This window comes from Chryseolinea serpens, from assembly GCF_900129725.1.
Lineage (GTDB): Bacteria > Bacteroidota > Bacteroidia > Cytophagales > Cyclobacteriaceae > Chryseolinea > Chryseolinea serpens.
On sequence record NZ_FQWQ01000002.1, the window covers coordinates 867,729 to 881,263 of the forward strand.

At 52.9% G+C, this 13,535-nt stretch carries 11 protein-coding genes; 4 read left to right on the forward strand and 7 right to left on the reverse strand.

The window, feature by feature from the left end; all coding sequences use genetic code 11:
• Nucleotides 1-6: 6 nt before the first annotated feature.
• Complete coding sequence (locus BUB30_RS17530; RefSeq protein WP_039751840.1) at nt 7-228, reverse strand: DUF2795 domain-containing protein; 222 nt, start codon at nt 226-228, stop codon at nt 7-9.
• A 430-nt stretch (nt 229-658) separates the two neighbouring features.
• On the opposite strand from BUB30_RS17530, the gene ettA reads away from it, so the two are divergent.
• Both ettA and BUB30_RS17540 read left to right on the forward strand, forming a co-directional pair.
• Nucleotides 659-2,341 carry an energy-dependent translational throttle protein EttA gene (ettA, locus tag BUB30_RS17535; RefSeq protein WP_073136433.1) on the forward strand — a complete coding sequence of 561 codons (1,683 nt, stop codon included), beginning with the start codon at nt 659-661 and terminating at the stop codon, nt 2,339-2,341.
• Between the two features lie 86 nt (nt 2,342-2,427).
• Nucleotides 2,428-2,796, forward strand: a complete 369-nt coding sequence (locus BUB30_RS17540; protein WP_073136435.1) for a DMT family protein — start codon at nt 2,428-2,430, stop codon at nt 2,794-2,796.
• A 21-nt stretch (nt 2,797-2,817) separates the two neighbouring features.
• On the opposite strand, the gene BUB30_RS17545 is transcribed toward BUB30_RS17540, so the two are convergent.
• Nucleotides 2,818-3,741, reverse strand: coding sequence for a lysophospholipid acyltransferase family protein (locus BUB30_RS17545; RefSeq protein WP_073136437.1), 924 nt, complete (start codon nt 3,739-3,741; stop codon nt 2,818-2,820).
• Between the two features lie 46 nt (nt 3,742-3,787).
• Between BUB30_RS17545 and BUB30_RS17550 the strand changes: the two genes are divergently transcribed.
• Complete coding sequence (locus BUB30_RS17550) at nt 3,788-4,291, forward strand: SixA phosphatase family protein (RefSeq protein WP_073136439.1); 504 nt, start codon at nt 3,788-3,790, stop codon at nt 4,289-4,291.
• Nucleotides 4,292-4,294: 3 nt separating this feature from the next.
• Here BUB30_RS17550 and BUB30_RS17555 read toward each other — a convergent pair whose 3' ends face one another.
• The 4 genes from BUB30_RS17555 to lon form a co-directional block, all read right to left on the reverse strand.
• Nucleotides 4,295-5,362 (reverse strand): DUF4421 family protein, encoded by a 1,068-nt coding sequence (locus tag BUB30_RS17555; protein WP_073136441.1) that lies wholly within the window; start codon nt 5,360-5,362, stop codon nt 4,295-4,297.
• An 81-nt stretch (nt 5,363-5,443) separates the two neighbouring features.
• Nucleotides 5,444-6,850 carry an ATP-dependent protease ATPase subunit HslU gene (gene hslU, locus BUB30_RS17560; protein ID WP_073136444.1) on the reverse strand — a complete coding sequence of 469 codons (1,407 nt, stop codon included), beginning with the start codon at nt 6,848-6,850 and terminating at the stop codon, nt 5,444-5,446.
• Complete coding sequence (gene porQ, locus BUB30_RS17565; RefSeq protein WP_143164969.1) at nt 6,847-7,851, reverse strand: type IX secretion system protein PorQ; 1,005 nt, start codon at nt 7,849-7,851, stop codon at nt 6,847-6,849. The genes hslU and porQ overlap by 4 nt, the downstream gene beginning before the upstream one ends.
• A 56-nt stretch (nt 7,852-7,907) precedes the next feature.
• Nucleotides 7,908-10,367, reverse strand: coding sequence for an endopeptidase La (lon, locus tag BUB30_RS17570; RefSeq protein ID WP_073136448.1), 2,460 nt, complete (start codon nt 10,365-10,367; stop codon nt 7,908-7,910).
• Between the two features lie 158 nt (nt 10,368-10,525).
• Here lon and BUB30_RS17575 point away from each other — a divergent pair, with 158 nt between their 5' ends.
• Nucleotides 10,526-12,496 (forward strand): OmpA family protein, encoded by a 1,971-nt coding sequence (locus BUB30_RS17575; RefSeq protein ID WP_073136450.1) that lies wholly within the window; start codon nt 10,526-10,528, stop codon nt 12,494-12,496.
• Between the two features lie 79 nt (nt 12,497-12,575).
• Here the strand turns inward: BUB30_RS17575 and BUB30_RS17580 are convergent, their stop codons facing one another.
• Complete coding sequence (locus BUB30_RS17580; protein WP_073136452.1) at nt 12,576-13,406, reverse strand: DUF4097 family beta strand repeat-containing protein; 831 nt, start codon at nt 13,404-13,406, stop codon at nt 12,576-12,578.
• Between the last annotated feature and the right edge of the window lie 129 nt (nt 13,407-13,535).

Sequence of the window (13,535 nt, forward strand, 5' to 3'; positions counted from 1 at the left end):
AGCAGATCAGTATTCGTCTTCGTTAAAGAAAAAGTCTTCTTTCGTCGGATAGTCGGGCCAGATCTCTTCGATGCTTTCGTAGGGCTGTCCGTCATCTTCGAGTTCCTGGAGGTTTTCGACAACTTCCAGTGGCGCGCCGGAGCGGATGGAATAATCTATCAACTCATCTTTTGTAGCCGGCCAAGGCGCATCTTCTAAGTAAGAGGCAAGTTCAAGCGTCCAATACATAGTTTTTAGTCCTCCGTTAATTTCCCGCAAAAATATAATTTAATTGATCAAAACAAACTTTATTTCCCTTATCGTTATCCAGGCCCCAAAAGTTCAATTTTAAATCGATTTCTTCTTTAATAGGTAACCCGCCTTCGCTAAAGCTACGGCGGGCAAGCCCGCCACAGGTATGCGCCGAAATTTCAACGAGGCACAGATGTCACCCGGTGCCTTGCCCGCCGTCTTGCCCGCCGTAGCTTTAGCGAAGGTGGGAGCTTTAGCGAAGGTGGGAGCTTTAAGCGAAGACGGGATTTCCTGCCGGGTCTGTTACACCTGAGAATGTTTTTTTGCCATATTTGCGCCCACCAAGGCGTATGCTGGTTGAACGTTTGAGACCGTGCACGTATTGCCTTGCGCTCTCCCAGCAATCATTTTCAACAACCCGATAACAATGGCCGACGAAAAAATTATCTTTTCTATGGCGGGGGTCAACAAGATCTATCCGCCCAGTAAACAAGTACTTAAGAACATTTACCTCTCTTTTTTCTATGGCGCCAAGATCGGCGTGCTGGGCTTGAACGGCTCCGGTAAGTCGTCGTTGCTGCGGATCATCGCGGGTATCGACAAGGAATTCCAGGGCGAAGTGGTGTCCGACCTCAGCTTTAGCGTGGGGCTGCTCGAACAGGAGCCACTGCTCGACAAGACCAAGACCGTGAAAGAGATCGTGGAAGAAGGCGTGAAAGAGGTGGTGGCGTTGCTGAAGGAATTCGAAGCCATCAACGAAAAATTTGCCGACCCTGCTGTCATGGACGATCCCGACGCCATGGACAAGCTCATCACCAAACAAGGCGAGATCCAGGAAAAGCTCGACGCCGCCAACGCCTGGGAACTGGACAACAAACTGGAGCGCGCCATGGACGCTCTCCGTTGCCCGCCGCCGGATTCGAAAGTGGAATTTCTTTCAGGTGGTGAAAAACGCCGCGTAGCCCTGTGCCGCCTGTTGCTGCAGGAACCCGACGTGCTCCTCCTCGACGAACCCACCAACCACCTGGACGCCGAATCGGTCTACTGGCTGGAACAACACTTGAAACAATACAAAGGCACCGTCATCGCCGTGACCCACGACCGCTATTTCCTCGACAACGTGGCCGGCTGGATCCTTGAACTGGACCGCGGCGAAGGCATTCCCTGGAAAGGAAATTACTCCTCGTGGCTCGAGCAAAAACAGAAGCGCCTCGCCCAGGAAGAAAAATCGGAGTCTAAACGCCAAAAAGCGTTGGAACGCGAGTTGGAATGGGTGCGCATGAACCCGAAAGGACGGCAAGCCAAAGGAAAGGCCCGCCTCAGCGCCTACGAAAAATTATTGAGCCAGGAAACCCGCGAGAAAGAAGAGAAACTCGAACTCTTCATTCCGCCCGGACCCCGCCTGGGCAACAAAGTGATCGAAGCCAACGGAGTGGCCAAAGGCTATGGCGACAAGTTGCTCTACGAAAACCTCACCTTCTCGCTTCCCCCGGCCGGCATTGTGGGTATCATCGGCCCCAACGGTGCGGGTAAGACCACCTTGTTCAAGATGATTATCGGCAAGGAACAACCGGATGCCGGTTCGTTCACGGTGGGCGAAACCGTGAAGATCGCCTATGTGGACCAGGAGCACGACGACTTGAAACCGGACGACACCGTTTGGCAGGCCATCACCGGCGGCAACGAGTTGATGGAACTTGGCGGCAAACAAACGAACTCCCGCGCCTACGTGGGTAAGTTCAACTTCAACGGCACGGATCAGCAGAAGAAGGTGAAGGAACTTTCAGGAGGTATGCGCAACCGCGTGCACCTGGCCATTGCGTTGAAGCAAGGCGGCAACCTGCTGTTGTTGGATGAGCCCACCAACGACCTCGACGTGAACACGCTGCGTGCATTGGAAGAAGCGTTGGACAACTTTGGCGGCTGTGCGGTGATCATTTCTCACGACCGGTGGTTTTTGGATCGCGTTTGTACGCACATCCTGGCGTTCGAGGGCGATTCTCAGGTCTTCTGGTTTGAGGGTGGGTTCAGTGAGTATGAAGAGAATAAGCGGAAGCGGCTTGGTGATGAGCAGCCGCACCGGATTAAGTATAAGAAGCTGGTAAAGTAATTTTTCACCGCAGAGTCGCAAAGAGCGCAAAGTTAAGTACAGGTTCTTTGCGCTCTTTGCGTCTTTGCGGTTCAATATGATTTCGTATGCGAAGTGTTTACACCATTATCCTCCTCGTTCTCTCCAACACGTTTATGACGTTAGCCTGGTATGGTCACCTGAAATTTAAGGAGATGAAATGGAGTCAGCATCTGCCGATCATCACGGTGATCCTCATCAGCTGGGGCATCGCGTTTTTTGAGTACATGCTGCAGGTGCCGGCGAACCGGCTGGGGTTCAAGGAATATGGCGGGCCGTTCACGTTGTTGCAACTCAAGATCATCCAGGAGGTGATCACGCTGGTGGTGTTTGTAGCCTTTTCGTTGTTGTTGTTTAAAACGGAGACCTTCCGACTCAATCACCTCATCGGGTTTGTGTTCCTGATCCTGGCGGTGTATTTTATTTTCAAGAAGTGACCGGTTGCATCAACCGATCCATCAGGCAATTTCTTCTCCCGGTTTTGTTTTCCACCGCTCGTGCATCCACACCCACTGGTCGGGATGTTTGCGTATGGTGGCCTCGATAAAGTTGGTGAGCACCTGGGTGTTGTAGACCATGTCCACTTCGTCGTCGCCGGTGATGACCATGGGGACTTCCGGGAGGATGTGCATGTGTTGTAATTTGTCGTCGCCCAGGTAGACGTAGGTGGGCACCACGGCCGCCCCTGTCTTTAGCGCCAGCACGGTGGCGCCTACCGGGGTGGCTGCCGGTTTTCCAAAGAAATTCACAAAGCGGCTTTTCACTTTTGTGTCCTGATCGATCAGCAGGGCCACAGAACCACCGGACTTTAAAACTTTGATGAGGCGAAAGGTTTCCCGTCCTCTTTCAATGGCGATGGCGCCGTATTTATTGCGATAGTCCCACAACAGGGCATTGAGTCGTTCGTCTTTGAGCGGTGTGCCGATGATGTTCGGATTGAGGCCGCGCAGGGCCATGTTGCTCACCTGGAGGTCGAAAGCACCCATGTGGAGAGTGAGAAAGATGACGCCTTTTCCTTTTTTGATGGCTTTTTCATAGTTCTCCAGACCATCCGTTTTTAAGAATTCTTCCAATCCGGCCAGATCTTTCACCTGGGTAGCGCGGAGCATTTCGCCCGTATTGGTGCCCAGCATCTTAAAAACCTTCCACGACATCTTCTTTACCTCTTTCGGGGTCATCTCGGAGCCGTAGGCGAACGCCAGGTGGTCCAGTACCTGGTTCCGGGTTTTGGTGGCGAATACGCGGGCCAGTTTCCCCAGGCCGCCGCAGAATGCCAGCCACCAGGTGCGGGGCATGGCCCGGGAGAGGGAAATCAAAAACTTAACAAATCGGTAAACAACGGCGTACCGGATTTTCCTTCTTATTTCTTTAGCATTCGCCATGAAGCCGCTAAGATAAGATTAAGATTTTTGGAAGTAAATTTACCCGGTGAAAACACTGTACATAATCCGTCATGCCAAGTCCAGCTGGGAAAACCCGACGATGAGCGACCTGGACCGCCCGCTGAACGAGCGCGGCAAACGCGATGCGCCCCGCATGGGTAAACGCCTCAAAGAAAAAGCCATCCAACCCAGCGTCATGATCTCCAGCCCCGCTAAACGCGCTTTCGGCACCGCCAAGCGCATCGCCGAAGTGCTGGGCTATCCAAAGGAAAAGATCAAAAAGGAGAAATCGCTTTACCATGGCGACGAGGTGGGCATGCTCTCGGCCGTGCAAGACATCAACGACAAACACGATGTGGCGATCCTGTTTGGTCACAACCCGGGCCTCACCGATTTTGTGAACTCCCTCATGGATGGCGAGATGGACATCGACAACGTGCCCACGTGTGGTGTGGTGGCCTTTGAACTCAACCTGGAACATTGGAAAGACGCCGCCTGGGGAAAGGGCAAGATGCTTTTCTTTGATTATCCCAAAAGCAAGGAAGACTAGTTCCTAGCTGCCCAGCCCAAGCGCCCGGGGCAGATCGCGCACGCGCTTCTTTAAAATGCCGAATTCCTTGAAGCGGTAGCCAAAAAGAATTTTGAACGTACCCGTAGAGCTCGTCAGCTTCACGTGATCGAACTGCGCGGTGCTGTTTTGTGTCACAAAGCTAAGGCCTCCAAAGAACCGATCGCCGCTGTAGCCCATGGCGATGCGCCCCACGATGAAAGCCGAGAACTTGATGTCGTTCAATGTGCCGCCGTTTTCCAGGCGGTAGTACAGCCAGTTGTGTGCCGGCCCCACCGCCAGCGTTCCATTCAAAAAGAAACCGCGTTGAATAAGGCTGTAGGTATAGCCCGGTGCGATAGCAAACGTGGTGGACTTGATCTGCTCGATACCGGAGTCGCCGCCAAATTCAGACTGGTAGTGTTTCCCGAGAATGGCCGAGTCGCCTTGCGCTTTGAACGAACTGATGGAGGTGAACAACAGGAACGATCCCGCACTGCGCAATTGCCGGTCGGCAAAGTTGTAGGCTGAGCGAAAGGAAAATTTCTTGTTGTTGAAAACGTAGTTCCCCGTAAAGCCGAGATTGTGTGTAGTGATATCGGGACGTTGTGGGTAAGGCTTGCCGGCGGGTACTTTCGCCGAAGGATCATCGATGTAGAAGCCCTGGTATTTCTGGGAGTAGACATCCAATCCCCATTGTTTGCCCAGCATGTTCAGTTGCAGGTCGCGGGCTTTTGATTCGCCGTAAAGATCTTTTTGTTTTTCGTCTACCGGGATGGAGAAGGTCAGTTCGGCCGCCACTTCAAAAAGATAAACGCCCAGCCCAAACCCGTAGGGCCGGTTGGAGCGGTATGCAATTTTCCGGTCGCGTGCCGGCAGATCTTCCATCTCGAAATCGAGGCGGCGTTGCTTGATCACGGGCCATACAAAAAAATGGTCGGGATAGGGTTTGATGTTGATCGCCCGGATGGAATCGTATTTGCGCTGGGGTGGCACGACGGAAACTTCTGCGTCGGTCTGCGCAGCGGCGCCGTAGGCCAGGCAACAAAACCATATTCCCACCCAAAATTTCATCCGCAGGCCAGGCTTTCGTTCAGAATAGAAAAAAGCTTCCTGCAGCGAACATCCAGAAGGGAACAAGCGGCAATCATGACATCAGAGAATATATTGGCTCAGGTCTTTATTTTTCACCAGGTCGTTCAACTTGGCGCGCACCATTTCGGCGTTGACGCTGATGTGTGCATTGGTGGAAATTTTGTCCGGCACATCGAAGAGGAATTCGTTCAGCAATTTGCTCATCACGGTGTGCAGTCTTCGGGCGCCGATGTTCTCCATTTCCGTGTTGATGGCAAACGCAGTGCTCGCAATCTCGTCGATGGCGTCGTCGGTGAAGGTGATGTCCACCTCTTCGGCGGCAAAGAGCGCCTGGTATTGTTTGGTCAGCGCATTGCGGGGTTCTTTCAGGATGCGGACGAAGTCTTCCTTGGTCAGGTTGCTCAATTCCACGCGGATGGGGAAACGTCCCTGCAACTCGGGGATGAGGTCCGATGGTTTTGAAATGTGAAAGGCTCCCGCGGCAATGAACAGCACGTGGTCGGTTTTGATGACGCCGTGTTTGGTGTTCACGGTGCTGCCTTCCACGATGGGTAGCAGGTCGCGTTGCACGCCTTCGCGGCTCACATCGGGTCCGCCGCCGCCACCTTTTTTGCCGGAAGCGATCTTGTCGATCTCGTCGATGAAAATGATGCCGGCATCCTCCGCGCGTTGAATGGCTTCCTCTTTCACTTCGTCCATGTCGATGAGCTTGGCTGCTTCTTCCTCCAGCAGGATGCGGCGGGCTTCGGCCACGGTCACTTTCCGTTTCTTGCTTTTCTTGGGCATCATGCCGTTGATCATCTCCTGCAAGTTCATCATCGACACTTCGTCTACCATGCCGCCACCCACCATGCCGATGTTGGGACCGGAAGCGCCCTTGATGTTGATGTCGATCTTGCGTTCTTCCAACTCACCGTTCCTGATCTTCTCCCGGAAATGCTGACGCGTGCGCTCGTTCAACTCCACATCGCTGGTCGGCTCGCCGTCGGTCACCTCGTGATTGCCCGTGGCAAATCCGGCCGACTTCGACGTTGTTGAACGCATCGGTGGGATCAGTGCATCCAGTATGATCTCTTCGACGGCGCTGGCCGCCTTTTCTTTTACTTCTTCTTTTTTCTTGGCTTTCACCAGGTTCACGGACTGCTCCACCAGGTCGCGCACCATGCTTTCGACGTCGCGGCCCACGTAGCCCACTTCTGTAAATTTCGAGGCCTCCACTTTCACAAACGGTGCATCGGCGATCTTGGCCAGGCGGCGGGCAATTTCGGTTTTACCCACGCCGGTGGCGCCGATCATGAGAATGTTATTGGGAACAATTTCACCCTGGATGTCGCTCTTCACGTTCATGCGGCGCCAGCGGTTGCGCAGCGCGATGGCCACGTTCCGTTTGGCTTCGTATTGGCCGATGATATATTTATCAAGTTCCTCTACGATCTGTTTCGGTGTTAAATACTTCGGATCCATCATAGCTGTCTTCGCTTCATCAGTGTATCGATATTTTTGGAAAGGGTAAACGTGTACCCTGCATTGCCCACCACATAGCCGCCACGGCTAAATACAAATTCAAACGACTTTATGCGGGCGGAAAAGCCGAACGTTATCCCCGCGCCTCCGCCGGCATTGGCCAGCTTCAGTTCCTGGTGGACGAGATAATTATATCCCACGAGCACATTCACATTCCGGTGCAGCAGCACCTCGGCCCCAAAGGTAAGACGCCGCATGACCTTATCAAATGCGCCGGGTGCAGGATCGGGAGGAGCGGCGTAGTCAACGTTTGTACGGGCCAGGTTGTAGCCGGTGATGGAAAAACGCAACGGCATGTGCTCGGGTTTGAACGTTACACCCAACTGCACATCGAAGGGAAGTTTCGCGCGGCTGGTTTCCGTGTATTGCGACAACACGGCGCCAAGATTCTTCACCACCATGCCCACGCGCAGATCCTGCGTGGGGTGAACAAACAATCCACCGATATCGACCATCAGCGCGCTGGCGCGATAGCCGGCGATGTTGGAGAACGCCATTTTCAGGTTCACACCAATTCTGAAATGCGACACCTGGTGACTTTTGCTCACGGCCAACACCGTCTCGCCCGATTTAAAATCCTGTGTAGGCTGCCCGGTGGCGTCATAGCCCTTGATGGTGCCGTAACTGAGGTGCTGCAGACCAAACGTCAGCGTTCCCCATTTTTTGAATTGGTGCGAATAGGCTGCCGAGGCCTGTCCAATGCTGGCCACGTAAAACTGGTAGGAAGCCGAAGCCATTCCCGCCAGCGAGTCGCTGTTCAAGGCTGGGTTGCTGAAAAAGAAATTGACATCGCGATCGGCCAGGGATGTATTGACACCACCTAAACCACCCAACCGGGCATGGCCGGGCATGTTGAGAAATTCAAAGGATTGTCGAACACCGTTCTGCGCGAAGGCCGTTGCGGGAACGGCCATCAGGAAATAAAGCAAAAGTTTTCTCCGCACGGGTATGCCTTGATTTTACGATGAGTGAGGGGTTATCACCTTCAAAAATAGGCATTTCAGGCGTGAATCTTTTGCTCGGCAAAAACAAACTTCATGGGCTTGTCCACCTGGTCTTTCAGCAGCGCGATCTTCATCACTTCTTCCACGGAATCGACGTAGTGGAACACCAATCCCTTCAGATAGTGCTTTTCGATTTCGTCGATGTCGCGTCGGTTCTTGGAGCTCAGCACCAATTCTTTTATGCCACTGCGTTTGGCCGCCAGTATTTTCTCCTTGATGCCGCCCACTGGCAGCACTTTTCCGCGGAGTGTGATTTCACCCGTCATGGCCAGCTTGGCTTTTACTTTCCGCTGCGTGTAGATGGAGGCCAGCGACGTGAACATGGTGATGCCTGCCGAAGGTCCGTCTTTGGGAACGGCACCGGCCGGCACGTGAATGTGGAGGTCGTATTGTTGAAAGACACGGTGATCGATGTTCAAGGCGTCGGCATTGGACTTGAGATAGGAAAGCGCCGCCATGGCCGATTCTTTCATCACATCACCCAACTGTCCGGAGATGGTGAGACCGCCTTTGCCTTTGCTGAGGCTCGATTCCACGAACAGGATCTCGCCGCCCACTTGCGTCCAGGCAAGACCCGTCACAACACCGGCGATGTCGTTGCCTTGATATAATTCTTCGTCAAAAATTTCGACGCCTAGCACTTTCGTTACGGTCTCTTCCGTCACCATTTTGTCGAACGGCTCTTCCATGGCCACCGATTTGGCGATGCTTCTCACCAAGGTGCCGATCTTGCGTTCGAGGTTGCGTACGCCCGACTCGCGCGTGTAGCTGTTCACCACCTTCGCGATGGCGGCACGCGATATTTTTACGTCGGAAGTTTTCAGACCGTGCTCTTTAAGTTGTTTGGGAACAAGGTGCTTGGCCGCGATCTCTACTTTTTCTTCCAGCGTATAGCCCGACACCTCAATCACTTCCATGCGATCGCGCAAGGCGGAATGGATGGTGTCGAGTGCGTTGGCGGTGGCGATGAACAACACTTTCGAGAGGTCGTATTCCACTTCGAGGTAGTTGTCGCCGAAGGTGTTGTTTTGTTCAGGGTCCAGTACTTCCAGCATGGCCGAAGAGGGATCGCCGCGGAAATCGGCTTTCACCTTGTCGATCTCGTCCAGGATGAATACGGGATTCGAGGATTGTGCTTTCTTCAGGTTCTGAAGAATTTTACCCGGCATGGCACCCACATACGTTTTGCGATGACCGCGGATCTCCGCTTCATCGTGCACGCCGCCCAGCGACATGCGCACGTATTTGCGCTGTAGCGCCTTGGCAATGGAACGTCCCAAAGAAGTTTTACCTACGCCGGGAGGGCCGTAGAGACACAAGATGGGGCCGCGCATGTCTTGTTTCAATTTCAGCACGGCCAAATATTCCAGGATGCGCGTCTTCACTTTTTCCAAACCGAAATGATCCTGGTCCAGAATTTTCTTGGCGCGTTTCAAATCAAAATCATCCAACGTATACTCACCCCACGGCAGGTCGAGCATGAACTCTACATAGTTCATGGCCACGGGATATTCGGCAGCCATCGGGTTGATGCGCAAAAGTTTGTCGAGCTCTTTGCTGAAGTGGTCGGCCACGGGTTGCGGCCAGCTTTTGTTCTCGGCACGCTTGCGCAGTTTTTCTACTTCTTTATCGGGACCGTCATAGCCTAACTCGTCTTGCAACACTTTGATCTGCTGACGCAGGAAATAGTCGCGTTGCTGTTGGTCGATGTCGGTGTGTACTTTCTTTTGGATCTCGTGCTTGATCTCCAGCATCTGAATGTCTTTCAGCATGTACTGCAACAGCAGTGTGCCGCGATCGACGAGGTTTTGTGTCTCCAGGATCTTTTGCTTCTCGGCCACCTCCACGTTGAGGTTCGATGCCAGGAAGTGGACCAGGAAGGCCATGCTGGAAATGTTGTCCAGCGCCACCTGGGCTTCGATGGGAATTTCGGGATTGAGTTTTAATATTTTTGTGGCCGCATCCTTCAGCGACTGCACCAACGCTTTGGTCTCCTTGCCGTTGGCGTTGAGCTTAGGTTCGGATTGAAGCTGAATGTGGGCCGTCAGGTACGGTTCTTCCTGTACGAACTCTTTGATGGCAAAACGGTTCTTTCCCTGGATGATGATGGTGGTATTTCCATCGGGAAGAACCAGCATTTTGATGATGCGGGCTACGGTGCCGGCGCGGTAAAGATCTTCCACGGTCGGTTCTTCAGCCTGGGAATTCTTTTGGGCCACCACACCGATGATCCGGCTACCCTGGTAGGCCTTTTTCACCAGCTTGATGGATTTCTGACGCCCTACGGTGATGGGAATGACTACACCGGGAAATAATACGGTGTTTTTGATGGGCAGTATGGAAAGTTCTTCGGGCAGGTCCTCGGGTTTCAGGTCCGATTCCTGTTCCGGATTGATCATTTGAATAAGGTCGTCCGATTCTTCTTGTACGAGTTGTATGGGCAAACTTTTAAACATGGTCTCCTTCTTATGTCAAACTGACGCAACTTACACGGGGCTGCCGGGTGTTTGACAGGCGTGGGTAAAGGACAATAGTAGTGCCAACAGAGTTGTAAAAGAAGCAAAATTGTCTCAACTTTATCCGGTTGGCGTGATTTTTTACCAAACGAGGTTACGTGAAAACCTACTTTTTGATCTTTGTCACAGCCTTTTGGCTGTTGGCGCACGCCCCCCTAATGGCCCAAAAGCCAAAGAAAAAATTCAAAAAGGGCGGGGTTGTTCAGTTGGAGGATAGCCTGACAAGCTACAGCCAATCTGACATCTTCCTATTCCCCAATCTCAATACCGTCAGATACTACAAAAACGACGAGAAGTTACAGCGCATCAAGCAATTAGCCGCCGTGGGCGCCTATGAAGAAGAGTACGCCGAATTAAAGGCCTTTGTCCGGAATTTCGGCCCCGACAATTTTTCCCGCGACGCCCAATTGATCTGGGACCTGGCCCGTCTCTCCCAGAAACTGGGTCCTGCCGGCGAATCGGTACTGCTCTACAAACTGGTGCTCAAACACCTCCCCCAAACCCTCGATGGCAAGGAGGTGAAAAGGGAATTTGACACGCTCACGCGAAATGAGACGGATCTTTACGTACCACTCAAAGAATATTATGAGCTTGTAGCGTATCGCAAAGAGATCGACACGTTGCGACCACCACAGGGTGTGCTGCTCAACATGGGTGAAGCGATCAATTCCGACAAGGAAGATTACGGGCCCACCATTGGCAACGTAGACAACGTGTTGCTGTTCACGTCCAAGCGCAACAAAAACGCCGACCCGATGAACAAATCTTACAACGAAGACTTGTTCTACACCATTAAGGCCGACAGCACCTGGGGATTTTCCGAACCCTTTACGGGTGTGAACACTCCCTACAATGAGGGGTCCGCTTGTCTCAGCCAGGACGGGAAGCTGCTCTACTTTGCCCGCTGCAATTCGCCTGATTCCTATGGCAGCTGCGATCTGTTTGTCGCCGTGCTCCGGCCCGACAGCACGTGGGGCAATGTGAGAAATCTCGGGGCCGCCATCAACAGCAACGCCTGGGATTCGCAACCGTCGCTTTCACATAGCGGAGACACGCTGTATTTTGCCTCCGACCGCATCGGCGGCTTTGGCTATTCGGACATTTATTTCTCTGTAAAAGATAAAAAAACGGGGGTGTGGCAAAAGGCCGAAAATCTCGGGCCGATCGTCAACACGCGCGGCTTTGAAGTGAGCCCCTTCTATCACCACGCCTTCAATGTGCTCTACTTCAGCTCTAATGGCCAGCCCCTCACGTTCGGTGACTTCGACATCTACAAATCCCGCAAGATGCCGCACGCGTGGGAAGAACCCAAAAACATCGGGCCGCTGGTGAACGGACCCGGCAGCGAATATTATTTCACGATCGACTCTCAGTCGCACTATCTCTACTATGCCCGGTCGTCTGAAGAGGCCATCAACAACCTGGACCTCCACTCCTTTCCCGTGCCCATGGAAGCACAGCCAAATGCTACGGCGCACTTGAAAGGTTCGCTCATCAACTCGGAGACCAAGAAGCCTTTCAAGGGCATCGTGTCGGTGATCGACCTGGACAAGGGTGTGGAAGTGGCGCCGAAGTTTTTGCGCGAAGACGGGTCGTTTGATTTTAACCTGATCAACAAACGGAATTATTTGCTCATCATCCAGGGCGATGATTTTTTCCGGATCGAGGAATTGTTCTTTATGGATGGCGACACGGAGATGAACCGGGAAGCCGACCCTATCGAGAGCAGGATCGCCTTCAAGTCGTTGGAGTTTGAGAATGGGAAGGCGGATATTCTGCCTGGCATGCACCAGGATCTTGATAAGCTGGCAAACTTCATGATCGACCATCCTAAATTCAAGCTCGATATTTCGGGGCACACCGACTCCCAGGGAAAAGAAGAGGCCAACCTCCGTCTATCGCAGGCCCGCGCCGATGCGATCAAGGCTTACCTGATCTATCAATTCAAAATAGAAGCTGCGCGGATCGAGGCACATGGCTATGGCAGCTCCAAACCCATTGTAAACGAAAAAGACGATGACGACCGAAAGGTGAATCGTCGCGTTGAATTCGGCATCTCCCGGGATTAAAACGACTTTGCGCCTCTGCGGCTTGCGGTGGATGTTGAACCGCGGAGACGCAGAGGCGCAAAGCTTGAGGCACTGTTTTTTATTTCCGGCGGACGTAAATGTCGCCGTTGTAGTTTTTCATGGTGATCTCGGGGCCGCCGCCATTCACGTCGCCGCGTTTCCATTCGTCGACGATCACTTTGTAGACACCCGACTTGGTGTCACTCTTCTGGACCGGTCCGGTGCTTTTGAAATCCACTTCGAAGTTGGAGTAGATGTCGCCTTGCTCGGTTTTCATTTTCAAGGTGGCTTTCAGCGTGGCGGGGAACGTCAGGTCGATGTTACCATTGTAGGTGGAGTATGACATCGGCGTGCCGTCCGTCACTTTGTCGAAGGTCACTTTAACGTCGCCGTTGTAGGTGGTGGCCACCACGGAACCCGAGATGTTCAGGGCGGTGATCTCGCCGTTGTAGTTGGTGAGTTCCAATTCGCCCTGCACGTTGGTGACCATGAGGTCGCCGTCGTTGTAGGTTTTCACTTCCAGGTCCATGTTGGAGGGGATTTCGATCTCGAGGTTCAGTTTGTTGTTCCAGGAGTCGGAGCCTACTTTCACGGTGTTGCCGCTCACCGACACTTCCAGGTCCATGCCCCCGCCACCGATGCGGCGCATGCCGTCTTTCGTGGAGGTCTTCTTGTCCTGCTCCTCGTTGTTGGGGGCGGTGTATTTCACCAGGATGTCTTTTCGCGCGGTGCCCTTCACCGAGATGGAGCCAAAGTTGATCTGGGCTTTCAGCTTTCCTTTTTTACCCGGCTCGCCCAGCGGCACCGTGAACTCGTTCGATGCTGCGGTTTGGGCCGACGTGATCGATGTGGTGATGAGCAGGAGGCCAAGACTTACGAGGGTGATCGCGATTATCAATTGCTTTTTCATAGTACGTTCTATCTTAAAAATGTTGTCGTTTCTTTACCAGTGTCCTCTTTGTCTCTGATCCGCCGAAGGGCGAAAGACAAGCGAGGTCATGTTTTTGTTTTAAAAATATTTTTTGATGTGTGCTTCCTG